Genomic DNA, 25,235 nt, shown 5'->3' with positions numbered 1-25,235 from the left:
CCCTCAAGCTTATTTTATGACATTCCATTATGATGATCGTTTTTCATATTATGCATATTGGATTCCATATTGGCTCTCTCTGACTCAGACACATGCTTTTCGTTTTCCTCAGGATTAAAATCATCTATTCCATGCTTTTTATGCCACCAGTCCACAAACATTCCTGCTCCCAGTAATACGGCACAAAAGCCCAGCAAATATAGAATCAATATGATCACCTCACTCTATTATATCGGATTTTCAGAAAATATTGATATATTAACCAAGCCTATTTTTCTATGATGCTACACTTTAACAGTCTCCGGCAGATCCTGATAGCCCTCCTGATAAATGCGGCTGATAATCGATTCGATGGCAGGCTCTTCCACTGTCAGATCTTTGATATTATGTGTTTCGGTAATTTGTGCAATGAGGCCTGAGGCTGACATTTCATCACGGTTAAATCGGATCCAGAAGCGGCTTGCTTCTTTTTTAAACACCTCTCCCCCCTTAAGCCTGAGGCTGTGGGATGATTCCTCCAGGTCCACGATGAGTGTCCTCGTTTTGCCGAAACGCTCTTTGACGACTGCAATTTCCCCATCATACACCTTTTGCCCATGGTCGATGAGGATCATCCGCTCACAGAGCTTCTCAATATCCTCCATATCATGGGTAGTTAAAATAACGGTAATATTACGCTCCAGATTGATCTCCTTTATAAAAGTCCTCATCTTTTCCTTTGCGACGACATCCAGGCCAATCGTCGGCTCATCCAGAAACAGAATGGGCGGGTCATGCAGCAGGGACGCGGCAATGTCAGCCCTCATTCTTTGTCCTAGAGAGAGCTGGCGGACCGGTGTGTTCAGGAATTCATCGAGTCCTAATATCTCGGTAAAAGTGTCCATATTTTTCTTATACCGTTTATCCGAAACCCGATAAATTTCCTTCAGCAGTTCAAACGATTCTATTGTAGGAAGATCCCACCAGAGCTGTGTCCTCTGCCCAAAGACCACTCCGATATTCTTGGCATTTTCCTGCCTGTTTTCATAGGGAATGATGCCATTTACCTTTACACACCCTGAAGTGGGGACTAGAATGCCCGTCAGCATTTTGATGGTGGTGGATTTTCCGGCGCCATTCGGCCCGATATAGCCGACCATTTCCCCTTCATTGATCGAAAAGCTGATGTTTTGTACAGCTTCTTTTTTTATATGCTCTCTTTTTACGAGGCTCTTTACTGCGCCAAGGAAGCCAGTCTCCCGCTTGGCGATCATAAAGTCCTTCATTAAATGCTCCACCTCTATAGCCGGCATTTCCAGCCCTCCTATGAACCTGTACTTTTATATCGCTTTAAACCCAGCATCCAAACCCAATAAGCAATGGTAAAAAAGACGATGCCGACAAGCGGCGAATAATACCCGATAGTCTCCTGGAAAAAAGGCGTTTCTTTTTCGAGGATGACAGCGGCGGGAAAATAGTTCACAAAACCGAATGGAATCACAAAAGCTGTAAACCATTGGACGGCTTTCGGATAAATGACCAGAGGGTAATTGGTCAGATTCCGGGCCGGATACATGGCCACCCAGTAAAATTGCTCTGATTTCGTCGTCCAGAATGCGAGGGCAGATATCATGACAAGAAGGCCGCCCTGGATGAGGATGCCCCCAATCACAGATAACAGCAGAAACAAACTTTTTCCGATGGTCCAAGCCAGCTGCAGCTCAAAGCTGACCCATATAAAGATGCCGATGCTGAAGATGAACTGGCCAAAAGAGGCAACATCAAACTTCATCGCCATGAAATGAAAAAACGGATTGATCGGCCTGACAAGAAAGCGGTCAAATGTGCCATTTAGAATATAGGTGTCCAGCCCCCTGAAATGAAAAAAGAGAATGATGCAGAACCCCCAGGATAAAACAGCGACTGCAAATAGAAACAGCATCTCGTAAAAGGTCCATGAGCCAAGTTCCTGAAACTGGTATAGCATAATCCACATTGTGACAGCGGTGCCTGTATAGGAAGTAATGAGGCCGACAATCCTCATGACAAAAGCAAACCGGTACTGCAGCTGGGCCCTCACCCCTGCTGAAATAAGCTTAAAATACAAATCGAAATATTTGGCGATACTCACACTTTATCCCCCCTGCACCACTACTTTTTGGGATGCTCGATTCCAGACAAACCTTAACAGCAAATAACTCGCTGCAGCCCAAAATAATTGGACACCCAGGGAAAGCAGAATCTCCGTTCCAGAGAGTTTTCCTATAAAAATGGCATTGGGAATGTAATAGATTCCCTGAAAGGGCAGGTAAAGCGCCATCGTTCCCAGCCAGCCCGGGAAAAACCACAGCGGAATGACAGAGCCTGACAGAAGTGACATGGCGAAGTAAAAGACATCGACAATGCCCCCCGTTTCAACAAGAAAAAAAGAAAGCAGCCCAAAGGACATTTCAATGCAATAACGGATCAGAAATCCAATAAAAGCTGATACGATGAATAGAGCCCAGGTCCCCCAGCCTGAAGGGAGTGTCAGATCCATAAAAATGAACATGACGGTATATAAAGGGAGAAGCGCAGTCATTATGTAAAAGGCGACACTGCCAAAATCAGCAAAAAGGTAGCGGAGCGGCACATCGAAGGGCCTCATTAATTCCAGGGAAATATCGCCTGTCCGGACCTTCTCCTGAATTTCCCACAGCGGAGTTCCCGCCCCATTTACTCCCGTTAAAAATTGGCTGACCACAATATATGTCAGCATGGACTCAAAGCTGACTCCGCCTGCCTCTTCCCTTCCGGCATATAAGGCAGTCCAGATTGAACCCCACATCAGCAGAAAAATGAGGTTTGAGCCGAGCCGTGACCATACATCAAACCGATAAACGGCTGATCTCAAAAAGGCCTTCTTTGTGAAAGTCCAATATAGCCGAAACCTGAACATCCGCACACCCGCTTTTTGATTTTTTTTGATTATTTCATATTTTAACATAATATGGGAGGCAAAAAATAAGAAGTTTAAAAAGAAGGAAAACGGTGGAATTTAAGAGAAAGAATTGGCTTTTTCAGTGGTTATGAATTAAAATTACATATGGTTTATAAATATAAGAAAAAGGTGAATGATATTGATTGATGCATCCAGAAAGAAGCATTCTTCTTCCGACCTGATAAAATTTCTCATACCGTCTTTAATTGGAATCAGCTTATTCATGGTTCCAATCAAATATCAGGGGGATATTACGATTCCCATCGCCATTTTTTCAGGCTGGATTCAAAACCTGCTTACAGACTATCTCCCTGAAATTATGGCCTTTATTATTGTAATTACACTATTAGGCACGCTGCTTGCGAAATTTGCCAAGCCTGCTTTTATAGAGAAAAGCCCTTTTTTCAAAAACTTATTTGATGTTCCATATATCTGGGCCGCAGCGAGATTTATAGGCGCTGTTTTTGCTGTAATCACCCTATTTCAACTCGGGCCTGAACAGATCTGGTCTGAAAACACGGGCGGACTTCTCTTAAATGACCTTCTGCCGATTCTGTTTTCGGTCTTTTTATTTGCTGGGCTGTTTCTGCCATTGTTATTAAACTTTGGATTGCTTGAATTCTTCGGCTCACTTTTAACCAAAATCATGCGTCCTGTATTCAAGCTGCCTGGAAGGTCATCAATTGACTGTGTAGCTTCCTGGCTAGGTGACGGGACCATCGGTGTTCTTCTGACTAGCAAGCAGTATGAGGAAGGCTATTATACAAAAAGGGAAGCGGCCATTATTGGGACGACCTTTTCTGTTGTATCCATTACCTTCAGCCTTGTGGTTATTTCACAGGTGAATCTTGGCCATATGTTTGTGCCCTTTTATCTGACCATCACAGCAGCAGGTTTCATTTGCGCCATTATCAGCCCGAGAATCTGGCCTCTGTCAAGAAAGCCTGATACGTATTATAACGGCCAGGAAACGGAGCTTGATGAAAGCATTCCTGAAGGATACACTCCATTCAGCTGGGGGCTTAAGCAGGGCTTAGAAAAAGCACGCACCAATCACAGTCTGAAAGCCTTCTTCCAGGATGGCGCCAAAAACATTCTGGATATGTGGATGGGTGTAGCTCCGATCGTCATGGCTATGGGAACCTTAGCTTTGATTGTTGCCGAATACACGCCGGTCTTCACTTTTCTGGGAATGCCGTTCATTCCGCTGCTTGAATTGATGCAGGTGCCGGAAGCAAGAGCCGCATCTGAAACGCTTGTGGTCGGGTTTGCTGATATGTTCCTGCCATCCGTGATCGGAGCAGGCATCGAAAGCGAAATGACCCGATTTATTGTGGCTGCTGTATCTGTCACCCAGCTGATTTATATGTCAGAGGTCGGCGGACTTCTGCTTGGCTCCAAAATACCTGTATCTTTCTGGGATCTTGTTATTATCTTTATACAGCGTACGCTTATTACGCTTCCGGTGATTGTACTTGCTGCTCATTTTCTTTTTTAACATACGGAAAGAGGTATCCTTTTGCGGGATACCTCTCTTTTGTTTAAAAGCATTGAAAGGATCGAATTCTCCTCAAGTCTGTTCCGTAATACGTCCAGCGCCAGGTTCTCCAGCGCCAGCCCGCTACAGAAGTCCTGCCGACAAAAGTCGGGAAAAACCAGAAGCTGTTTCCGTTTTGCAGCCATACAAAGGTATTGCGGAATAAGCAGCCTCTTATGGCTCCAGGATCAATAGCAAACGTGCTGACCTGCTGCATTTGAGGTGTGAAGCTTGGCGGAGGAGAAGATGGCGGTCCATCCTGTCCTCCAGGGCCGCCTCCGCCTCCCGGGAAACCTGGCGGCGGTCCCGGAGGTCCAAATCCTGGCCCTCCTGGCGGAAATCCGGGAAGATTAAATGTCGGAAGCCCCGGAATGCTAATCCCGCCTCCTGATCCCCCGCCTGGGAAAATGCGGCCATGTTCATTGTGGTCATACATATATGGATAAAACGGATAGTTTGAATAATCCATCTCGATACTCCCTTCGAATCTCTGATTTAGACCTTCTCTGCAATCATCAGCAGCTCAGAGCGGACCTGGTCTTTAATCCGGTCAACCACTGAAAAATCCATAGCATTTACATAGATATTCTCGAGTGTGTCCCTCTGGGTTTTTGCCCGTGCCAGATAAGATATGGCTTCGGTCATTTTATTTTTATAACGGGTGCTGATATCCTTTATCTGTTCAGCGTAAATTTCATCCGTGCCTGAGTTGATTGTAATTTCGTACATATCTACAATTTCATCCCCATCACGATCAGGGAAATATTCATGCGGGGCCGTGCTGTCAAAAATAGCGAGGCCCAGTTCGCGTACAATGATCATATCCAGGCTGTGCGGATCAAAGCCGCAATGATAAATTTCAATATCAAATCCACGGCTCTCAGCTTCTGCTGCCAGCTTCTTCAGCATGGTTGACTTCCCTGAACCCGGACGCCCTTTTATAAAGTACCTTTTTTGAATATTCTCCGTAAGATTTGGCACAAAATCCACCGCTCCGATTGGAGTGGCTGCCCCTAAATAACGATGTTTCACAGTTGGTGTTTTATTTAATTTTGTATTTCCGTAAAAAGTGGAAATGAGCTTCTTCGTCAGTTCATCCGCCTTCTGGAAATTCATATTTTCTATATAGATTTCTTCCCATTCATCATGAATCCTCAATGCTTCGGCAAATGTGTCATATGCCGCTGCAAAGGAATTGCTGATCTGGCCTGACAGTGTCGTGATTTCATCTTTACTCGCAGCCAGTGCCCTTGAATCCCAGGCTTCTCCGAGATTGATATATTCCTCTACCGCGCCAGGTGCTTTTGGTTCGATTACATGCGGCGCTGTTCCATCGACAATGCCTGCTTTTAAAGAAGGAATGATGACGCCATCGAGAGATTGACTGTCAGATGAGCAATAAATATATTCCAGGTCAAAGCCTTTTTCAGACAGTTCCGTCCCGATTGCTTTCATCAGGGATGATTTGCCTGTTCCCGGTCCGCCTTTTAAAATAAACAAACGGTCAAGCCCTGCCAGGTTTGATTCGAATAAATTGTGGAACCCCCGGGCCGTATTCCCGCCGGCGAAGTATTTTAATATTTTCCCAGCCACTCCTACACTTCCTTTCGAAATGCATTTTCACCTTACAGTATGCAAATGGGGCCGAATGGGTGAAAGCCTATTTAGAAAAGCGGAAGCGCCTTGCCCACGAATGAACGCAGACTAAGAATGCCAGTCATGTGGCAACGCCTGCATACCCCCTTGAGGGGATAGGTGCTGCAGCTGGACAATTATGACGTTCAAATTTTTTCATAAAAAAAGTGCTGAATCAGGTGATTCAGCACTCTTGCTTCAATTATTTAATTAAATCAGTCAGCTCAGCACCAATGGCCATCTGCAGGTCTTCCACTTTGAGCTCCATCTGCATGCCAATTTTGCCGCCGCTGACTATGATCAGATCAAGCTCTTGCGCCTTTGCGTCAATGAAAGAGGGATACTGCTTTTTCATTCCTACCGGTGAGCAGCCGCCGCGGATATAGCCGGTCAGCTTCTGGATATCTTTGACCGGGATCATTTCCACTTTCTTTTCTCCTGCAGCTTTCGCGGCCTTTTTCAGGTCGAGCTCCTCTGTCACAGGAATAATGTACACGAAGACCTGCTTGCTGACGCCCTGGGCGACCAATGTTTTATACACGGCTTTAGCATCTCTGCCGATTTTCTCTGCAACCGAAACACCATCAATCTTCCCGTCCTGGCTGTCATATGTAATCAATTCATAAAAGACCTTCTGAGCATCGAGCATGCGCATCGCATTTGTTTTACCCTTTGCCATTGCCTGCGCCTCCATTGTTAATTTTCCTCATTTTAACATTTTTAGCCTGTTTTAAAAAGGTACAGAAATAAGAACAGCAGGATTCCTCAAAAAGAGAATCCTGCTGACAGTTCAATTATTTCAATCGGTACACACGGGCTTCATATGGCTTAAGTGTAAATGAATCCATATCATTATGGGTTTCAACCGGATAGTTATTCAATAAAAGCTGATCAAAGGATAGTGTAAATTCAGCTTCAAAAGACGCTTCCTCTGTAGAAAGATTAGTAATCACAACTGCCTTGTCATCATCAGAGGTACGGGTATAGGCATAGATCTGCGGATCTTCTTCCAGCAGTAAATCATATTGGCCATAGGTAAAGACCTCATTTTCCTTCTTTAATCGGATCATTTTTTTATAGAAAGAAAGGATAGAATCCCCGTCCTGCGATTGGACCTCCACATTGATCTCCTTATAGTTCGGATTGACCTTCATCCACGGCTGGCCTGTTGTAAATCCTGCATTAGTTTTAGAGGACCACTGCATTGGCGTACGGCTGTTGTCACGGGAAGAAGCCCAGATGATGTCCATGATGTCCTGATGGGAGTTGCCTTCCTCTTTCTTCAGGCGGTACAGATTTTTCACGGCGACGTCATCATAATCATCTATGGATGGGAATTGGACATTGGTCATGCCGATTTCCTGTCCCTGATAAATGAATGGCGTCCCCTGCATCAGGAAGTACATAGAACCCATGGCCGTTGCGCTTTGCTGCCAGTATTCCTCATCATTCCCCCATGTAGATACGACGCGCGGCTTATCATGGTTCTCGATGAATAACGCGTTCCATCCGTCCGCTTCCAGGCCTTTCTGCCAGCGGGTCAGAACCTTTTTCAGCTCGACAATATCAACCTCAGGGTTTGTCTCCGCGTCCCAAAGACCAAGGTGCTCAAATTGGAAAATCATATCCATTTTACCCTGTTCTTCACCGACCCACAGATCAGCTTCATCCACGGTCACACCGTTGGCTTCGCCGACTGTCATTACATCATAGTTCGCATAGGTGCGGTCTTTAAATTCCTTTAAGTACTCGTGGATGCCTTCCTGATTCATATGCATGTCGAAGGAAGACACATACTTTTTCTTCTTCGGATTTGGCATATCAGGCAGGCCGGCACGCTTTTTAATATGACTGATAGCATCAATGCGGAACCCGTCAATTCCTTTATCCAGCCACCAGTTCACGGTATCATACAAGGCCTCGCGGACCTCTTTATTTTCCCAATTTAAATCAGGCTGCTTCGTTGAAAAAACATGAAGGTAATACTGTTCCGTCTTCTCATCGTATTCCCAAGCCGATCCGCCGAAAATACTTTCCCAGTTATTTGGCTCCTGGCCATTCTTGCCATCTCTCCAAATATACCAGTCTCTCTTCTCTTTCTCTTTGGAGGACCTGGATTCAATGAACCACGGATGCTCATCACTAGTATGGTTCAGGACAAGATCCAGGATCAGCTTCATATCGCGCTTATGGACTTCATCCATCAGCTGATTGAAATCCTCCATGGTGCCGAAGTCCTCCATGATATCCTGGTAATCTGAAATATCATAGCCATTATCGTCATTAGGAGATTTGTACATTGGGCAAATCCAGATCACATCAATGCCTAACCCTTTAATATAATCCAGCCGCTGAATAATACCCTGAAGATCGCCAATTCCATCTCCGTTCGAATCCTGGAAACTGCGGGGATAAATTTGATATCCTACTGCCTCTTTCCACCAAACCTTTTTCATGTTAACACCCTCATTATATATAATATAATCATCCTTTTGATGCGCAAACGTTTGCATTAAGTTGCATAAAAAAAGCTGCCTGCTTTTAAGCATTTGCATACTGCTACAGTAAGTGTAACGCTTACAATCCATTTTTTCAATACCCTAAATGAATTAAAACAGCCGCAGCTGGCAGTGCTGCGGCTTCCGATATGATCAGGCCGGCTCCATTTGAAGCTGATCCCGGTATGGTTTTAATGAATGATAGATAATTTTCTGCATGAATGCCTTATCCATGTCCGGCAGGAGCTTTTCAGCAAATGCCCAGGCATTTTCTTCAATTTTTAATGCTGTAATACAGCGTTCCTGCTCTGTTAAGCAGACATCAAGATGGCTGGCCAATTGCTCCAGCTCCGCATCTTCCGCATGGCCTAACTCATGAGCAAATACAACGGTGAAATAGTCCAGAAAACGTTCAGCAGAAGCAAACAGCTGCTGGCATTGGTTCTTAATCTCCTCCACATAAAGGGTTACTGTATGTGTCCCCATGCTGTATTTTCCGCCTGCTATACGATTTCCCGGAAAATGTTTCTCTAATTTAATGTCCGCCTGACTCCCCGATCTCCCCAATAACTCCTGAACGACTAGATCCAAGCTTTCTTTCTTCAATGCATACACCTTTCTCTGTTTAATAGCTTATAGGCTATTATATGAGAAAAGAGTACAGAAATAAACCAATATATACCCTTTATTCTGACAGGTAAACCTAAATTCCTTAATTATTTTCCTGCAAGAGCGATTTATGGATCCAAATGGCAGCCTGAGCGCCCTCCCCCATCGCAATGGTTGCTTGTTCCGAATGTGCAGCCACATCGCCCGCTGCCCAAACATTTCTGACACTTGTCATTTTCGAGCGCGGATCTGTGAGGATATGCTTATTTTCAAGCCGCTCTGCACCCAGCTGCTTCGCCAGGCCGGATTTTATCTCATTTCCGCCAAACGCAATAAATCCTCTTTCACCTGTAATTGTTTTACCATTTTCAAGCTGTACTCCTGTGAATTCTTCGCCCTCTGCAAGCACCCTGCTTATCGCTTGTTCAAGGTATTCAATCTTTTTTTCTTTCATTTTCTCCAATAGTTTCTCATCCGCCGACTTTTTTTCGTGGTTGATAAAAACAAGGTCATTTGTCCAATAAGACAAGGTTAAAGCCATATTAGCACCGGCATTCCCTGAGCCAAGTACAAGGGTGCGTTTATCTTTAACCTCATACCCATCACAGTCGGGACAGACATAGACAGATATGCCAAGACATGGCATCAGCTCGGGGAATGACGGAATACGGTCCATGACGCCCGTAGCCAGCAGGATCCGTTTGCCGGAATACTTATTGCCCCCTTCGGACGAAACCACAAACCCCTCATCTGCTTTTTCAGCCTGCTCCACTTTTTCATTCACAAACTCCACTCCAAGACTTTCCGCATGCTTCCTCCCAGCCTCACGAAGCTCCGGTCCGCTCACACCATCAGGATAACCTAAGATATTATGATAACTTTTGCATATCGTGGAACGACCATCATTGGAATCCAGCACCAGCACCTTATGTTTATACCTGCCCAGCTGAATGGCAGCCTGGAGCCCCGCAATCCCTCCTCCAACAATCAGACAATCATAATCCAATGTATTTCCTCCTTTTCGCGCCAATATAGGCTATAGGTGTAAATTACCCAGAAAATCAGGTTCCAAATACACTTATTTTGTAAAATGGGATGGTTTTGTATTGGGGAGGGGGAGCTGCTGATTGAGGTGCGGGGGATTTGGTTTGTTGGTGAAGTTTGGGTCTTTGGATTTTGTCGAACATGCGGGGCTATTCAGGAGTTTTACACAATTTCTTAATCATTTTGTCGATTAAGCGGCTTCTATTCGCATTTATGACGCTGTTTCTTGGAATTTATCAAATATATGGTATCTACACAGAGCTTTGACGCCGATTCCTTCTCCTTTTATCGAATAAAACATATCAACCCCAGACCAAAACACATTAATTCCCAAAAGCCTCTTCCCCCAACACAAAAAAAAGGGGTTTCATCCCTGAAACCCCTCAAATTCATTTATTCATATGTGCAAGAAAGCCGCCAAGAAGAGTATCGAGGTCTTCTTCGCCTTCCTCTTCAGTTTCTTCTTGCTGTTCCTGTTTAGCTTTGTCCCAATCAAAGTCAAGCAGATCATCTTCCATATCCAAATCTGCCTCAGCCATTTCATCATCTTCTAAAGCAGCAGCTGCTGCATCATAGTGATTCACAGCAGGCTTCGCCGGCACCTCCTGCAGATATAGTGCTTCATCTATATCAGAAGAGCGGCTGTTCAAGGACGCCAGCAGGGAGGTTGCCCGCACCGGGTCCGTGATCAGCTGATAAATGATGCTGCCAAGCAATGCTTCTGAGTGTTCATGCTTCAGCCAGTCGCGCTGGACTTTGCTTAGCCCCTTCGGAAGGGGAATGGTGATGGTTTCCCGGTCTTTTGATTGAGCACTGCTCACTCCCTGCATCACAAATTCAGCCATTTTGCTCGAGAAATTCCGCTTTTCGGTTTCCTTGAGCTTCTGTAAATGCTTCAGAATGTGATCAGGAGTGTCAGATGGTACACGAAAGGATATGGATTGTCCTCTCTTAATTTCAGAAGAGGAAGCTTTACTCATGAAAAATCACCCTAGTTGGCTTTTACAGGTTTCTTGTCCTGGGCTGCCTTATCTTTATTCGTTCTTCTTGAAAAATCAGAGATTAGCTTGTAATAAGCATTTGCCATCATCCAGATGCTTTCCTTTTCATCCTCGAAAAAGTCAATGTTATAGCCATCCAGATTGTTATTTAATGTTTTTAGATAATCTTTTAAAACAATGGAGCCTCCGCCGACGAAATAGCAGATTTCTGTCTGGGAGTTTTTCTGCCAAATGTTGCGGAGCAGGCGATACTGCTTCTTCGCCAGGTCAAGCAATATACGGTCAGTAATATCATGTACGCTTGTGCGGCTTCCTTTAACCATAATATGATTGCGGTCATTTTTCTTCGTGATGATTTCCACGACGTCTGTGCGGCTGTCTAGCTCAACGCCATGCTTAGAACGAATTTCTTCACGGATGGACTCAAGCGCTTCAGACACGCCAAGGTTGAAGCCCTGCGCCTTATCATCATCTACATTGCGGTTTTTAATCACAGCGATATCCGTAGATAATCCACCGATATCCTGGATTAGAATGCGCTTATCAATTAAATCCTTATTGATGATGTTTAAGTTATTATCCATTACAAGATTGATATAAGCAGCAAATCCTTCAGGGTAAACCTTGATTTCTTCAAACTTGATATTTACTTTTTGCCCCTGGTACTTCGGTGTTACAAGGAACTCAACCTGATGGACAGAGCCCAGCAGCTTGGAACGGTAGCCCGCATCCTTGCCTTCCTTTACTTCACGAAGCGGAAGTCCTGTGCCCAGTGTGTAGTTTGCATCAATCACATTACCAGACTTTTTAAAGCCAGTGGTACCGCCGTTCTGAACAGCATCCAAAGCCAAAGCAGTGAAAAGCATAACTAATGTCTGGTCTTCTTCAGACTTGCTGCTGCCCGGATCCAATTCAGTAGCGTTGTCGCTTTTTGTTGCAAGGTGTCCTACACGGTATATCGAATTGTTTTCTTTCAGGGCAGGGGAGTGGACTCTAATATGTATGCCTTCAAGCGGATTCTTGCTGTCCAGGTCTTCAATCCCGATAACCGGGCGGTCCTCAACATCTCTCGCAATTACATTCGGTATATTTAATTCTGAATCCAATTTTCCAAAGATTGCTTTAATAGAATCGTTTCCTACGTCAACTGCTGCAATACGTGAATTTGTCAAATTCATTCAATCCTTTCATTCTCCAAAATATAGAGCTGCTATTTTAAGAGTAATTCAGATTGAGAGATTAATCAATGAGAGGAAATAAAAAGTAATCAAAGCGTAAAAACGTAAACAAAATGTAAACATATACCTGCATTGTATACACTTTCCGTATACTTGTAAACAAAAGTGCACACATCCTTATATATCAACGTGTACACACTTTTGCACACTTGTTTACATTTACGTATACAATTGTAAACATTATTGTATACATGTAATCAAATTTGTTTACAACCGGTTTTTCCGGTGTTTTTATTAAAATTTGATAGTTTAGGAAAGAAATTATATCTTTAACTTCTATAAGTAGAAACAATCAAATTTGATAATGTTAAAAAATTTAGAAAATAAATTAAATTAATCTACTTTCATGGTAAAAATTCCTATAAAATAGGAGTATAAAAATAGGAAAAGGAGTTTCGAAAGATGCAAGGCTCCAGAGTATTTATGGTATCTCTTTTTATCATTTCCGTATGCACTGCCTTTTTCTCAGAGGGCATCATTGTAGAGAGCTCTGTATATATAAAAGCACTGGGCATATACCTGCTATTTGCATGCCTGTATTATCATTTGCGGATCATTAGCAGAAATGGAAATACATCGATCGATTATGGGATTAATTACAGCCTTTCATTTGGACTGTTTACAGGGCCATTAGGTCTGTTGATTTTTGAAGTCATCTACCGTTTCTGCGTGTACTTATATAAAAAGAATACAAAAACAGAGGATCCAGATGAATTTTTCCATACGTTTTATAACATCGGTTCCTTTGTGATGAGCAACTCTATCGCATTCTATTTGTTCCATCAGTTATCTCCCCTCTTTCAGGGACTGCCTTTTGGTTTTTGGATCGTTATGGTGATGCTGATTACCGTAACCTCTTTGCTTTCAGATCTATTTCTGATCATTGTTTTTAAACTGACAGGAGACATTAAAACGAAGCAGGAAGCAATTGATTTTATCAAAACAAGAAGTGTACTGGACATGGGGAAGATTGCCTTTACGAATGGCCTTTTGCTGTTATTCCTAAAGGAGGGAAAATGGGAAATCCTAATAAGCCTGTTTATCCTTAATTATCTTGTGAGCAGGTCCTTCTTGTCGAAATCACAGATGCTTCAGAATAAAATCGAACGGGATAAGTTTGAGCAGATGGCCTATACTGACTTTCTAACTGGTGTTTTTAACCGTGCCTATATGGATAAAAAGATGACGGAGCTCAATCATTCAGAGGAATGCATTGGTATAGTTGTTGCTGATATTGATAAATTCAAGAGGATTAATGATAGCTATAATCACGCAGTTGGTGACCAGGCAATCAGACACTTTGCCGATACTTTAAAAAGCCACCTCTCCAAAGATGATTACTTATTCAGGAGCGGAGGAGAGGAATTTACGATTATTATGAGGTTCAGGACATATAATGAGTGTTTGAATTTAGCTCAGAAAATACGCAAAGGGGTTGAAAACAGCCCTTTTCAAGCTGATTTTAAAGAGCAATCCATCTCTCTTTCCATAACTGCATCCTTCGGTCTTTTTTACTATAAAGTGAACGAACTGCTATCTATTGAAAAAGCTTACGTTTACGCAGATCAGCTCCTTCTCCAGTCCAAGGAAATGGGAAAAAACAGACTGACGGGCAGGGAAGAGACTGCCTATCCGCACAGACCGGCAGAAGCACTTTTGACAAACGCATAGATACTCATAGCCGCCGGTTTGGGCGGCTTTTTTATGAGCAGATTACCTATATTTTTTTATAAAATTAGTAATACTATTATTATTCTGAAAAAATAAACTTTAATTAGACTTCCTGGGAAAGTATATTTATCCCTACTCAGAAGCCAATAATAACCACCGTTACATAAATTTTTTTTTGACAATTAGCAACTATGAAAGATATTATAGAATAGCTAAAAGGAGGATGAAACATGTCAGATTTTAATAGGCAGAAAATTGTTGAAAGTGTGCCTCAAAAAGGTTTCTTTGGACATCCTAAAGGCTTATTCACACTTTTCTTCACTGAATTTTGGGAGCGCTTTTCTTACTATGGAATGAGAGCAATCCTTGTTTACTATATGTATTATGAGGTTTCAAAAGGCGGATTAGGCCTTGATGAACCTACTGCTTTAGCGATTATGTCCATTTATGGTTCATTGGTGTACATGTCCGGAATCATCGGCGGATGGATAGCTGACAGATTACTTGGAACTTCGAGAGCGGTATTCTACGGCGGAATATTAATCATGCTCGGTCATATTGCCCTTTCTATTCCAGGAAGCGTGGCTATGTTCTTTATTTCCATGGTTCTCATCGTTTTAGGTACTGGTTTATTAAAGCCAAATGTATCAAGCGTAGTTGGAGACATTTACAGTCCTGAAGATAATCGCCGCGATGCAGGTTTCAGTATCTTCTATATGGGCATCAACCTTGGCGGATTCCTTGCGCCTTTAATTGTCGGAACAGTTGGAATGAAATATAATTTCCATCTTGGTTTCGCGATTGCTGCGGTTGGTATGTTCTTTGGCTTATTGGTGTTTATCTTTACAAAGAAGAAAAATCTAGGACTAGCTGGTACTTATGTAGCTAATCCTTTATCTCCAGATGAAAAAACAAAGGTTTATACAAGAATTGGCCTTGGTGCTGTTATTATTGCCATTTTAGTCGCTGTTGGCATCCCAACTGGACTTTTGACATTTGATTCGTTTATTGCCCTTGTTGGTATTCTCGGTATCGGTCTGCCGATCATTTACTTTACTGTGATGTACCGCAGCCCGAAAACAACAGATGTGGAACGTTCACGCGTCATTGCCTACATTCCATTATTTATTGCAGCTGTTATGTTCTGGGCTATCCAGGAGCAAGGTTCGACGATTCTTGCCAATTATGCAGACAAGCGCACACAGCTTGATTTTATGGGACTTGACATTTCACCGGCGTGGTTCCAATCACTTAACCCATTGTTTATCATTATCTTTGCGCCAGTATTTGCCTGGCTGTGGGTGAAACTTGGCGATCGCCAGCCTTCAGTGCCGAAGAAGTTCTCACTGGGTCTTTTATTTGCCGGCTTATCTTTCCTTGTAATTCTTCTGCCAGCCTATTTTGGCGGAACAGATTCCCTGGTAAGCCCATTATGGCTGGTTCTCAGCTACTTCATTGTGGTTCTTGGAGAGCTTTGTTTATCTCCAGTAGGACTTTCAGCCACAACCAAATTAGCGCCTGCTGCTTTCTCCGCGCAAACGATGAGCCTTTGGTTCCTATCAAATGCGGCAGCACAGGCAATCAATGCACAGATTGTTAAGTTCTACACACCTGAAACGGAAATGGTCTATTTCGGAGTAATTGGTGTAGCTGCGATTGTACTTTCCATCATCTTATTCATTTTGAGTCCTAAGATTCAAAAATATATGAAGGGTGTACGATAATAGAAAAGCGGAAGCCAGAAGAGCATAAACTCTTCTGGCTTTTTTTGTGCGCATTTTCAAGGAATCTGTTTGATTGGCCGGTAAACCCCTGCCCTTATCCCTTCCATTCCGCAAGCATCGGTCCTTCTTCCCCATAAACGGGATCCTCCTTCGGAACCGGGACATTTTTTATTTCTGCTAGTGCCTGTACGCGATCTGATGGGTCCTTTTTCTTCATATTCGGGCTTGTTCCGCCGGGGTAGGCACCTACGACTTCGAAGTCAGGGCTGCTCTCAATCTTCTGATGCCCCGTGCCTGCAGGAAGGAGAATGACGTCGCCTTCGCTGACCTCCAAGCGCTCTCCCTCATCACCGCCGATAAGGACGGTGGCCTGCCCCGCTTTGACTCCCAGTACCTCGTGAGTATTCGAGTGATAGTGATGATAATCATACACTCCTCCCGTCCAGCTTCCGGTCCATTGATGCCTGCTGAAAGCCGACGCTATTTCTCCGGGCTCTCCCTTAAAGACACCTTTGTAAATGATCACAGGGAACACGGGATTATTGGGAATTTGTCCATCATCGTTCAGCAGAATCATTTGAATCTGGCTATCCATTCAGTCCGCTCCTTTCTCATCAAAAACTGCTTTGCTTAAACGTATCTCCGCCTTTAATAGTTCCTTTCTGGAATCCTTTGTGAAACCATGACTTCCTTTGTTCTGAAGTGCCATGTGTAAAGCTTTCCGGCACGGCATAGCCCTGCGCCCGTTTTTGAAGGGTGTCATCCCCTACTGCGGTGGCAGCATTCAGGGCTTCTTCCAGATCGCCTTCCTCTAGATATCCCATTCCCTGGGCATGGTGAGCCCAAACGCCTGAATAATAGTCAGCCTGCAATTCAAACCGGACAAGATATTTATTAAATTTCTCTTCACTCATCCTCTGGCGGAGAGGCATGATTTCCTCAGTCGTTCCCAGCAGTGTCTGCACGTGATGCCCAACCTCATGGGCTATCACATAAGCCATGGCAAAATCACCGGGAGCTTTGAATTTCCTTTGCAAGTCTTCGTAAAAGCTTAAATCGATATACAGTTTTTGGTCGCCCGGACAATAGAAAGGCCCAACAGAAGAGGACGCTGCCCCGCATGCAGATTGTACGCTCCCTGAGTATAGAACAAGGGTCGGCTCTTTATACTGCAACCCCTGCTCTTCAAAAATTTCCGTCCAGACCTCTTCTGTATCCGCAAGCACAACTGAGACAAAGTCAGCAAGCTCTTTTTCCTGCTCTGACTCTTCATACGGCACAGCTGTACCGGAGTCTGATCCTGTCATATTGCCTAAAAGCTCTCCCGGGTCACCTCCAAGAAAGGTAAATAACAATACTATAATTATTCCGCCGAGGCCGCCGCCAATCAGGGTTTTTCCTCCGCCGCCCATGCCTCTCCGGTCCTCTATATTAGAACTCGCTCTTCTGCCTTTCCACTTCATGATTCAGCCTCCTAATGAACATCACTTTCATTAGTGTATACCCGAAATGAAGCGATTTATTAACGGATCAAATACAAAAATAAGTGCCTGCTTTCGAACAGGCACTTTGAGATCTATCCATTCTTTATCGCTCCAGCCGGGTCATAGAGGCTAAGGTCGATATCAACCTCTTGACCGAGAGCAAGCCTGGCCAGCTGGGCACCCAGAAACGGCCCTGCGGTCAGCCCTGAGGCGCCAAGTCCATTTGCTATGTAAAGTCCTTCAAGACCCGGAATTTGACCTATAATGGGCAGAAAACCGGGTGTATAGGGGCGAAATCCCACCTGTGCTTCTGTGAACATTCCATCCGATAATCCCGGGGCGATTTCTAAAGCTTTTTCAAAAATTTCATTCAATCCGCCTGCAGTTACTCTTAAATCATAGCCCATGTCATCTTCATGGGTGGCACCAACGACGATGCGCCCTCCTTCAAATGCAAGGATGTATTGATTATTGGGAGGAATGACAACCGGCCAGCTTCCCGTATCCTCTTCTTCAAGCTGAAGATGGACAATTTGCGCTTTTTGCGGCTTCACATCCAGCTGGATTCCAAGCGGCTTAAAAAGCTCTCCTGCCCATGCTCCGGCCGCTGCAATCACTGTTTCCGCTTCATATTGCTCACCGTTGGCTTTTATTGCTGTAACCTTATCACCATGGGATACAAGTTCTGCTGAACCCTGCACCAGTACTGCACCATGTTTTTCAGCTGCCCGCAGCAGGGCGTCCCTCAGTGCGCGGCCGTTGACGCGAGCCGCACCGCTTACATGTACAGATGCATATTCCTTCGCCACTGGCGGAAAAAGCTGCGAGGTCTGTTCCGGGGAAACCGGTGTAATCTCCCCCATTTCAGGAGCATCTCCGCGCCTTTTCATGGCCCGTTCTTCCATTTTTTCAAGCTTGGCAGGATCTGTATGAAGACTTATGGCGCCTGCCTGCTGGTAGCCTGTCTCTGTCTCGCCGTCATTTTCAAGCTCTTTGATCAGTGTACGATAATAGGCCGCTCCCCCTTTGGCGAGGGCATACCATGCCTTATTCCGCCGCTGTGACAGCCATGGGCATATGATTCCGGCCGCTGCATTGGTTGCCTGTCCTGGATCTTTGCGGTCGATAACAGTGACCTTTGCACCCGCCTTTGCCAAATGGTAGGCGGCCGAAGCCCCCAGTATTCCTGCTCCAATTACGATATGACTTTTCATAATGACTCCTTTTTACGATCTGGTTTGGCTCTTATTTTACAAGAGATGGGGACGGTGTTCAATTTTGCTCTAGGTCATCCAGTTTGATTTACTTTCACTGCAGCGGTGAAGGAAAGTGGCCTCTTTTCATGGGCCAATAGGCAAAAAAACTGCGTGACGGGCGCAAAACCCATCATGCAGTTCATTAAAACGGCTTATTCGGTTCATAGGTCGGCTGCTGGTTGCTGGCCTCATACTGCTGGCTTTTAGCTGCCGCATCCTGGACGTTTTCTTCAAGGGCAAATTCGGTGTCCATTCCCTTTTTAAATTGATCTGCCTGGTTTTGGGCGGCGATGATCTGCTGTTCTTCGGTTACCTTATTTGGCTGCTTTGGCATCTCTATCTCTCCTTTATTTTAGAAGTATAGCTATAGATTTTCCAAAGCTTCAGGCACTATTCACCTTTTTACAGTTCCACCTTTATTCCGATGCCTTCAAGAATTGCCTTTTCATAAACAGCTGCAGCGACAGCGAGGTCAAAGTAGGCAATGCCGACGGACTTGAAAAAGGTAATCTCTTCATCGTTTTCTCTGCCCGGAATCATCCCGGCTGATAATTGCCCGACTTCGCCATGAAGGTCCGAAAAGCTCCAGATGCCTTCTGTAGCAGGAATAATAAAATCACCGGCTTCATCTTTGACCCCTTCTATTGTATCTGCTACAATCTTAGAGCTTCGCAGCAGCGTTTCCGGGTCAACTTCCTGCATATGCGGAAGATAAGAGCCTACCCCGTTAATATGCGTGCCCGGCCGGAGAGCCTTGCCGGAGAATACCGGCTTATCCGAACGGGTGCTGCAGATCACGATATCCGCCCGGGATACAGCTTCATCCGCACTTTCCAGGATGGTTATCTCCCCAGGGAAGCTGTGAAATTTCCCAGCAAACTCATGTGCTTTTCCAGTTGTACGGTTGTAAAGGAATATTTCCTCTATTTCACGGACCTCCAATACAGCCTGAAGCTGCTCCTCCGCCATGGCCCCGCAGCCAATCACGGCCACTGATCTTGCCGATTTTTTCGCCAGGTGCTTAGTGGCAATGCCGCTTGCGGCCCCGGTCCGGAGTCTTGTCAGGTAAGAGGCATTCAAGCATGCCAGATGCTCCCCTGTATCCGTATCACTTAATAAAATGACTCCCTGAGTGGTTTTTTTGCCGATTGCAGGGTTCTCTGGAAAAATGGTGACCACCTTCACAGCCGTTTTTCCGATTGGAGGCATAGCACTTGGCATGTAAAGGGCGGAAGCGTTCTTCTCAGGAAAGTCCAGTACGGTTCTGTGGGGATTCTGAATTTTCCCTTCCAGATTATGCACCAGGGTATTTTCAAGATCTTTAATGGCTGATTCCATCGTATAGATGGATTTGATTTCTTTTTCAGATAATAAAAGCATAAACTCTACCTTTCTAAGCTTTATGGGTTTGTCCGAAGCCAGTACGGAAATCTTCCGGCGGATCAGAATCCAGGTCCTGATTGCTGCGGTCACGGACAGATGCAATCGCAATCAAAGAGATCGCAGCTGCAAGCATGATGTATAACGCAACTGGAACATAGGAATTGTTATAGGCATTCAGCAGGGCTGTTGCAACGAGAGGAGCAGTCCCGCCTGCCAATGCGGCCCCTATTTGATAGCCCAGAGTAATGCCGGTATAACGGACATTTGACTTAAATATTTCAGAAAACATCGTTCCAAGAACAGCGGTGATGGGAGCCCAGATAATCCCGAGACCCAATATGGTAGCGACAATCAGCAGTGCAGCCGACCCCTGGTGAAGGAGCCAAAAGTATGGAAAGGCATAAAGCATCATCAGGACCGTTCCGCCGACATAAAGCTTTTTCCGGCCAATTTTATCAGACAGTTTTCCCATGATTGGGATCAGAATAGTAGTAATCACGGTTGCAATCGTCACGGCATTCAGGGTAACGGTACGCGAGAACCCAAGCTGGGTTGTCGCATAGGAAACAATAAAGGTTCCAAAGATGTAAAATGGAGCTGTCTCCACCACTTTTGCGCCAACCGCAATCAATACTTCCTTCCAATGGCTGCGCATCGTTTCCACGAACGGAATCTTGGCAATTTCGCCTTTTTCCTGGGCCTTTTTAAAGGATGGTGTTTCATCAATGCCTTTGCGGATCCATAAGCCAAAAAAGACAAGCAGGGCACTTAGAATGAATGGCACACGCCATCCCCATGATAAAAAGGCTTCCTCCGGCAATAGCGTCATGACGGATAAGGCAAGCGTTCCGAGGAGCATACCGATGGTGACACCCATCTGCGGAATGCTTCCAAAAAAGCCCCGCCGATTTTTGGGGGCATATTCAACGGCTAGCAGCAATGCACCGCCCCATTCTCCACCGAGGCCAATCCCCTGTATCAGTCTTAAAATGATCAGAAGAATTGGCGCCGCCACACCTATATTGTCGTAGGTAGGCAAAAAGCCCATGAGGACTGTGGCACCGCCCATAAGGGAAAGTGTGAGGACAAGGGTTTTCTTTCTGCCGATTTTATCGCCGATATGGCTGAAAATAACGCCGCCTAGCGGACGGATGAAGAAGGCCAGTGCGAAAGAAGCATACGCCAGCATTAAACCGACGGCCGGATCGTCACTGTGAAAAAACATTTGATTAAATACAAGAGCAGCAACCGTTCCATATAAAAAGTAATCAAACCATTCGATGGAGCTTCCGATCAGGCTTGCAATCAGTACTTTCTTTTCTAATTTCTTTTCCATTCCATCTCCCCCTCTCATGACTGAAAAAATGTACAAGTTCATCATAGTTTATATTATTTTGATATTTCAATAAATTTTTAAAATTGGCTGATAAATAGAACTTATTTACCTGCCAAATCCCTAAGATGAAAGTATGGGAATGTTTTTGTTATAATCATAATACTTAGATGGAATTTGACTTTAACTGGAGTGAACACGTTGAATACTAAAAAAGCATTGCCTCTTTTATTCGCTGTTATGTTTCTTGTAATGGTGGGGTTTGGAATCATCATTCCAGTCATCCCCTTTTATGCGGAAGAATTAGGGGCATCACCCACTGAACTGGGCCTGTTAATGGCCGTTTATTCGCTGATGCAGCTGCTGTTTGCGCCTATGTGGGGGCGCATTTCCGATAAAATTGGACGCAAGCCTGTCATTATGATTGGCATTTTTGGCCTTGGCCTGTCTTTTTTCATGATGGCCTTGTCCACTGAGCTTTGGATGCTGTTTGCGGCCAGAATTATTGGCGGCTTTCTGTCGTCTGCCAATATGCCGACAGTCATGGCTTATGTAGCGGATATTACATCAGAAGAAGACCGCGGAAAAGGGATGGGCATCATTGGAGCTGCAGTGGGCTTAGGGTTTATTTTTGGTCCGGCAATCGGCGGCATCTTTTCCCGGGAAAGTTTGAACCTCCCCTTCTATGCGGCAGGAACTTCCTCGTTTATCACATTTTTCCTTGTCATGCTGGTGCTGAAGGAATCTCTGTCACCTGAGCAGCGCAGCCAGGGAACGGCTAAGCGCCCTGGCCTGCTGACCGCTTTAAATGGAAACGGGGGCATCCTGTTTATCCTTCAGCTGTTTGTTTCATTGTCACTGGCAGGACTTGAAGCTACTTTCGCTTACTTTGCGGCTGATAAGGCGGGGCTTGGCACAGTTGAGCTTGGCTATATTTTTATGATCATGGGATTTGGAGGAGCCCTTGTGCAGGGCGGTCTGGTAGGAAGAATGACGAAGAAGTACGGCGAAGGATCTGTGATTCAGCTGGGGATTATCGTCTCTGCCATTGGCTTTGGGCTTATTCTTCTGGTTGACAGCTTTACGACGGCAGCGATTTTCCTGACGATTTTCGGGATAGGGAACGGGTTTATCCGCCCGAGTGTTTCTTCCCTGCTGACAAAGACATCTCAAACCGGTCATGGCAGTACGACCGGCCTGCTTTCATCCTTTGATTCCCTGGGGCGCATTATCGGCCCTCCGCTCGGAGGATGGCTGTTCACCATCAGCATCGGTGCGCCTTATCTATCGGGAATCCTTCTTTCCGGATTGGCATTCATACTGTATCGCGTGTATGCTGCCAAGGTGAGCAGAACCCGTTCATTTTCATCTTAAAAAGGGGGCTTCCTTGCCTCCTTTTTCTGCTTTTGCGGAATAGTCTGGATGAAGTGTCCCTTGTTATGGAAATTGTATAATAGAAGCAGGAGGAGGATAAAGATGAAAGAGCTGTCCGCGATTGAAGAGGTGCATCAGTTTATACAAAGCACTGAGCTTGGGCTAATTTATGTGCTGACTGACAGCTGAAGTGTCTGTCATGGCCTGCTCCCTCAGGTTGAGGAAGTGTTAAACGATTTTCCCCGTATTGATTCACGGCTTGTAAATGCCGGTAAAGTAACTGAAATTGCCGGGTACCTGATGGCCTTTACAGTGCCTGTGATTGCCTTATATCTGGATGGAAGAGAAATATTGAGGGAAGCGCGGTTCATACCGGTTGAGAAGCTTCGTGATGATTTGACAAGGGTTTATGAGAATATTTTTTGATGAGTAAAACAGGACTGGCGTGCTTCCGCCAGTCCTGCTGAAATTAGTTGCTGCTCTCATCTGTATCGTCATGGTAGGAGCCGGCTGCCTGCTCCGCATTAAATGTCCAATTGACTTCCAGCGTGTCACCCTGGAACTGGTTTTGGTCTTGTCCATTTTCCACAAACTCAAACAGAACAAAGATTTTCTCCTTTTCACCAGCTGGAATGCCGTCCGGTTTTGGATAGCCCGATGTATTAAGCTCCGTCAGGTCCGGCTGCTGATTTTGAAGCTCATACAGAGTCGTTTCAACTACAGCATTTGTTGCACTGCTGGTATTGTACATGATCGTTACTTTAATATGCTTGGCAAAGTCATCTGTATTATCCCCTTTTGCATCAGCCACACTGTAATTGGTGTTCAAAAGGACTTTATGAATGTCTAATGTTCCATTATTTTCCAGTGTAAATTCACGGTAAACTTCATCGCCTGGTTTAATGTTATCGATATTCACAACCGCGCTTGGATTCATTCCCAAATCCAATGTTCCTGAAGCAAATGTGTTTTGGGTTTCAACTGTGTCGCTAAAATAGGCAAATGTTCCTCCGCCGATTAATGACAGCCCCATTGCAGCACTCAAAACACCCTGACTGATCTTCTTTGTAAAACTCATTCTTACATTCCCCCTAAAATTGTAATAGATAATTTATTAAACTCTTATGTACGTTTGCAGATACATAGGAGATCTAACCACTTATGCCTGACTTGATTCAATCTCCCTTTTTGCTCCAATAATGGTGCTGATTGCGGAAATTAATAATAATACTCCCGGCACAATCAATAAAAGGGCAGAACCTGTCTTGGAACTGGCAAAATTCAATGCATACCCGGCGTATGGAATAGAAAAGCCGTAATACTTGCCAACCACATGATGAGGATATACAGTCCATGGATCTTCACTATCGTTGTTATCCCCTTTAGTCTTGAATGATGCTTGTCCATTTTGTTCCAGTACCTCGGTAATTCTATGGGTAATTAACTTCTCTTCCATGCGGAACGTGATAACGTCCCCTTTTTTATATGAAGACTGGTTATCACTTAACTTAATAGCAATAACCGAGCCTGTTTGAAATGTTGGCTCCATGGATCCTGAGAGAACCGCTTTAAACTGATGCCCATTCAGTGCTGGCTCCCCTCCCGAAATTCTGGATGAAAGAACCACAAATGCGATCAGTCCGATTCCAATCATGAAAAGGGTAACCGTTATATTACTCACTATTTTCAAGAGTTTTTTCTTCATCGTTCACCAGCTCCTGGTCTGTAATCTCTATGGACTCCGCTTCAGAAGGATCCTGATTGCCTGGTGCATGCGCGTCAGGCAGCGGCTCTTCAAGAGTCTGTTCCTTTTCTCCCTCACTATCAGCAGGTTTTTCCTGGCTTAATGCAGCACCAGAATCAGAGGGCAAGTCCTGTTCAACTGGCTTGTCAGCTGCCGCAGCCTCTTCTTCCACATCTAACTCCTTCATCCTCAGCCGGATGGCACTGTCCGCCTCTTTTACCCTCTGAAAATCTATTTCTGCCTTTACTTCACTCAACAATAGATTTGTATTCTGATATCCTTCATGAATATAAGCGAAAGAACGATTCCCGGTATGAATGCTTTTGGCCTGCTGTTCGTACTCAGACAGCTCCTCAGCAATACTGACCAGCCTGTCCATTTGTTTCCTTAGCTGCTCTTCCAATTCTGCCAGCTGATGCAGTCTTTCTTGTAATTCCTGCTTCGATTCTGTATTCCAGGAAATCTCCATGGCCCGTTTAAAATTCTGTCTCATGCTGCTGGATATCCCGTCGGCTTGATCCTCTAAAGTTTGAACCGTTACCGGAAAAACAAATGCAGACGTTATTGTTATCGGCTCCAATTTTACGCCGCTTGAAAATAAAGCTTCTGTTTCCCCGACAATCAGATGCCCTGCATAAAAAGACAAGCAGCATAAGCAAGGAAAAACGATTCGCTTTGGCATCGACTTTTTCAATCGGCCCCCTCCTTTCTGTCCATCTGGGAAACATTATACAAAATTTTCAGA

Annotated in this window: 26 protein-coding genes; 5 read left to right on the top strand and 21 right to left on the bottom strand. The window is 44.7% G+C overall.

Annotated features, from left to right (window positions below; genetic code table 11):
• Nucleotides 1-14: 14 nt before the first annotated feature.
• The 4 genes from NSQ49_RS13420 to NSQ49_RS13405 form a co-directional block, all read right to left on the bottom strand.
• Entirely contained in the window at nucleotides 15-218 is a 204-nt protein-coding gene (locus NSQ49_RS13420; protein WP_341070742.1) for a hypothetical protein, read from the bottom strand.
• 66 nt (nucleotides 219-284) lie between these two features.
• Complete coding sequence (locus tag NSQ49_RS13415) at nucleotides 285-1,292, bottom strand: ABC transporter ATP-binding protein (protein ID WP_251283837.1); 1,008 nt, start codon at nucleotides 1,290-1,292, stop codon at nucleotides 285-287.
• An 11-nt stretch (nucleotides 1,293-1,303) separates the two neighbouring features.
• Entirely contained in the window at nucleotides 1,304-2,110 is an 807-nt protein-coding gene (locus NSQ49_RS13410; RefSeq protein ID WP_251283838.1) for an ABC transporter permease, read from the bottom strand.
• A gap of 3 nt (nucleotides 2,111-2,113) precedes the next feature.
• Entirely contained in the window at nucleotides 2,114-2,872 is a 759-nt protein-coding gene (locus NSQ49_RS13405) for an ABC transporter permease (protein WP_251283839.1), read from the bottom strand.
• Between the two features lie 220 nt (nucleotides 2,873-3,092).
• Here NSQ49_RS13405 and NSQ49_RS13400 point away from each other — a divergent pair, with 220 nt between their 5' ends.
• Entirely contained in the window at nucleotides 3,093-4,457 is a 1,365-nt protein-coding gene (locus NSQ49_RS13400) for a YjiH family protein (protein WP_159863532.1), read from the top strand.
• Between the two features lie 43 nt (nucleotides 4,458-4,500).
• Here NSQ49_RS13400 and NSQ49_RS13395 read toward each other — a convergent pair whose 3' ends face one another.
• The 8 genes from NSQ49_RS13395 to NSQ49_RS13360 all read right to left on the bottom strand — a co-directional run bounded on the left by NSQ49_RS13395 (nucleotide 4,501) and on the right by NSQ49_RS13360 (nucleotide 12,455).
• Entirely contained in the window at nucleotides 4,501-4,965 is a 465-nt protein-coding gene (locus NSQ49_RS13395; RefSeq protein ID WP_159863533.1) for a hypothetical protein, read from the bottom strand.
• 26 nt (nucleotides 4,966-4,991) lie between these two features.
• Nucleotides 4,992-6,089 (bottom strand): PRK06851 family protein, encoded by a 1,098-nt coding sequence (locus NSQ49_RS13390; RefSeq protein ID WP_251283840.1) that lies wholly within the window; start codon nucleotides 6,087-6,089, stop codon nucleotides 4,992-4,994.
• Between the two features lie 244 nt (nucleotides 6,090-6,333).
• Nucleotides 6,334-6,810 carry a Cys-tRNA(Pro) deacylase gene (gene ybaK / locus NSQ49_RS13385; protein WP_251283841.1) on the bottom strand — a complete coding sequence of 159 codons (477 nt, stop codon included), beginning with the start codon at nucleotides 6,808-6,810 and terminating at the stop codon, nucleotides 6,334-6,336.
• A 115-nt stretch (nucleotides 6,811-6,925) separates the two neighbouring features.
• A complete protein-coding gene (locus NSQ49_RS13380) occupies nucleotides 6,926-8,587 on the bottom strand; it encodes a glycoside hydrolase family 13 protein (RefSeq protein ID WP_251283842.1) in 1,662 nt (553 codons plus the stop codon).
• 195 nt (nucleotides 8,588-8,782) lie between these two features.
• Entirely contained in the window at nucleotides 8,783-9,244 is a 462-nt protein-coding gene (locus NSQ49_RS13375; protein WP_236566184.1) for a hypothetical protein, read from the bottom strand.
• A 97-nt stretch (nucleotides 9,245-9,341) separates the two neighbouring features.
• Complete coding sequence (locus NSQ49_RS13370) at nucleotides 9,342-10,244, bottom strand: NAD(P)/FAD-dependent oxidoreductase (protein WP_251283843.1); 903 nt, start codon at nucleotides 10,242-10,244, stop codon at nucleotides 9,342-9,344.
• Nucleotides 10,245-10,671: 427 nt separating this feature from the next.
• Complete coding sequence (locus NSQ49_RS13365) at nucleotides 10,672-11,262, bottom strand: hypothetical protein (protein WP_159863539.1); 591 nt, start codon at nucleotides 11,260-11,262, stop codon at nucleotides 10,672-10,674.
• Nucleotides 11,263-11,273: 11 nt separating this feature from the next.
• Nucleotides 11,274-12,455 (bottom strand): ParM/StbA family protein, encoded by a 1,182-nt coding sequence (locus NSQ49_RS13360; RefSeq protein WP_251283844.1) that lies wholly within the window; start codon nucleotides 12,453-12,455, stop codon nucleotides 11,274-11,276.
• Nucleotides 12,456-12,923: 468 nt separating this feature from the next.
• On the opposite strand from NSQ49_RS13360, the gene NSQ49_RS13355 reads away from it, so the two are divergent.
• Both NSQ49_RS13355 and NSQ49_RS13350 read left to right on the top strand, forming a co-directional pair.
• Entirely contained in the window at nucleotides 12,924-14,192 is a 1,269-nt protein-coding gene (locus NSQ49_RS13355; protein ID WP_251283845.1) for a GGDEF domain-containing protein, read from the top strand.
• Nucleotides 14,193-14,422: 230 nt separating this feature from the next.
• Nucleotides 14,423-15,916 (top strand): peptide MFS transporter, encoded by a 1,494-nt coding sequence (locus NSQ49_RS13350; RefSeq protein WP_159863542.1) that lies wholly within the window; start codon nucleotides 14,423-14,425, stop codon nucleotides 15,914-15,916.
• A 94-nt stretch (nucleotides 15,917-16,010) separates the two neighbouring features.
• Here the strand turns inward: NSQ49_RS13350 and NSQ49_RS13345 are convergent, their stop codons facing one another.
• The 6 genes from NSQ49_RS13345 to NSQ49_RS13320 all read right to left on the bottom strand — a co-directional run bounded on the left by NSQ49_RS13345 (nucleotide 16,011) and on the right by NSQ49_RS13320 (nucleotide 21,375).
• Nucleotides 16,011-16,511 carry a cupin domain-containing protein gene (locus NSQ49_RS13345; protein WP_251283846.1) on the bottom strand — a complete coding sequence of 167 codons (501 nt, stop codon included), beginning with the start codon at nucleotides 16,509-16,511 and terminating at the stop codon, nucleotides 16,011-16,013.
• A 19-nt stretch (nucleotides 16,512-16,530) separates the two neighbouring features.
• Nucleotides 16,531-17,379: a KPN_02809 family neutral zinc metallopeptidase gene (gene ypfJ / locus NSQ49_RS13340; protein ID WP_251283847.1), complete on the bottom strand. Its 849-nt coding sequence runs from the start codon at nucleotides 17,377-17,379 to the stop codon at nucleotides 16,531-16,533.
• Between the two features lie 113 nt (nucleotides 17,380-17,492).
• Nucleotides 17,493-18,614 (bottom strand): NAD(P)/FAD-dependent oxidoreductase, encoded by a 1,122-nt coding sequence (locus NSQ49_RS13335; RefSeq protein ID WP_159863545.1) that lies wholly within the window; start codon nucleotides 18,612-18,614, stop codon nucleotides 17,493-17,495.
• A gap of 184 nt (nucleotides 18,615-18,798) precedes the next feature.
• The gene (locus tag NSQ49_RS13330; RefSeq protein WP_159863546.1) at nucleotides 18,799-18,990 is read right to left on the bottom strand and encodes a hypothetical protein; all 192 of its coding nucleotides are present in this window, start codon (nucleotides 18,988-18,990) and stop codon (nucleotides 18,799-18,801) included.
• 68 nt (nucleotides 18,991-19,058) lie between these two features.
• A complete protein-coding gene (locus NSQ49_RS13325; RefSeq protein WP_159863547.1) occupies nucleotides 19,059-20,036 on the bottom strand; it encodes an ornithine cyclodeaminase family protein in 978 nt (325 codons plus the stop codon).
• A 13-nt stretch (nucleotides 20,037-20,049) separates the two neighbouring features.
• Entirely contained in the window at nucleotides 20,050-21,375 is a 1,326-nt protein-coding gene (locus NSQ49_RS13320; RefSeq protein WP_159863548.1) for an MFS transporter, read from the bottom strand.
• A gap of 198 nt (nucleotides 21,376-21,573) precedes the next feature.
• Between NSQ49_RS13320 and NSQ49_RS13315 the strand changes: the two genes are divergently transcribed.
• Together NSQ49_RS13315 and NSQ49_RS13310 are read left to right on the top strand one after the other, a co-directional pair.
• Nucleotides 21,574-22,746, top strand: a complete 1,173-nt coding sequence (locus NSQ49_RS13315; protein ID WP_159863549.1) for an MFS transporter — start codon at nucleotides 21,574-21,576, stop codon at nucleotides 22,744-22,746.
• 225 nt (nucleotides 22,747-22,971) lie between these two features.
• Nucleotides 22,972-23,172, top strand: a complete 201-nt coding sequence (locus NSQ49_RS13310) for a thioredoxin (protein WP_159863550.1) — start codon at nucleotides 22,972-22,974, stop codon at nucleotides 23,170-23,172.
• Between the two features lie 43 nt (nucleotides 23,173-23,215).
• Here the strand turns inward: NSQ49_RS13310 and NSQ49_RS13305 are convergent, their stop codons facing one another.
• From NSQ49_RS13305 to NSQ49_RS13295, 3 genes are all read right to left on the bottom strand, one after another.
• Nucleotides 23,216-23,824: a TasA family protein gene (locus NSQ49_RS13305; RefSeq protein ID WP_159863551.1), complete on the bottom strand. Its 609-nt coding sequence runs from the start codon at nucleotides 23,822-23,824 to the stop codon at nucleotides 23,216-23,218.
• 81 nt (nucleotides 23,825-23,905) lie between these two features.
• Nucleotides 23,906-24,451 carry a signal peptidase I SipW gene (sipW, locus tag NSQ49_RS13300; RefSeq protein WP_159863552.1) on the bottom strand — a complete coding sequence of 182 codons (546 nt, stop codon included), beginning with the start codon at nucleotides 24,449-24,451 and terminating at the stop codon, nucleotides 23,906-23,908.
• Entirely contained in the window at nucleotides 24,420-25,184 is a 765-nt protein-coding gene (locus NSQ49_RS13295) for a DUF4047 domain-containing protein (RefSeq protein ID WP_159863553.1), read from the bottom strand. Before NSQ49_RS13295 ends, sipW begins: the two co-directional genes overlap by 32 nt.
• Between the last annotated feature and the right edge of the window lie 51 nt (nucleotides 25,185-25,235).

The organism is Cytobacillus sp. FSL R5-0377, assembly GCF_038004385.1.
Lineage (GTDB): Bacteria > Bacillota > Bacilli > Bacillales > Cytobacillaceae > Cytobacillus.
The sequence above is the reverse complement of the archived record's forward strand: the minus strand, read 5'-3'. Positions and strand labels throughout refer to the sequence as shown.